Origin of the sequence: Shewanella litoralis, assembly GCF_009828585.1 — a bacterium.
Classification (GTDB): Bacteria; Pseudomonadota; Gammaproteobacteria; order Enterobacterales; family Shewanellaceae; genus Shewanella; species Shewanella litoralis.
On record NZ_WSRZ01000101.1, the window covers coordinates 1 to 407 of the forward strand.

At 45.7% G+C, this 407-nt stretch carries 1 protein-coding gene; it reads left to right on the forward strand.

Translation table 11 applies throughout. The features are described from left to right. Positions 1 to 407, forward strand: a 407-nt coding sequence (locus tag GQA99_RS20290; protein ID WP_160057022.1) for an ISAs1 family transposase, incomplete at both ends; no start/stop codon positions are given.

Genomic DNA, 407 nt, shown 5'->3' on the forward strand with positions numbered 1-407 from the left:
GTTACCTTGTGTGGCGTTATAGCAGGAGCCGAGGGCTGGAGCGAGATCCGTGATTACGCTGATGGTCATCTTGATTGGTTTCAACAGCATGGATATTTAAGTGATGGTGTCCCTGTCGATGACACTATCGCGAGGACCATCTCACGCATTGACCCCGAGCAATTTAGGCTGTGTTTCATAAAGTGGATGCAAGCCATGCATGAAATAACGCAAGGTCAACTTATCGCGATAGACGGCAAGACATTAAGAGGCTCCTATCAACGTGGAAACCGACAATCAACGATTCATATGGTGAATGCGTTTGCATGTAAAAACAAACTCGTTCTTGGGCAAGTCAAGACCTCTGAAAAGTCCAATGAAATCACAGCAATCCCAGAGCTAATAAAGCTTCTGGATATTGAAGGTGC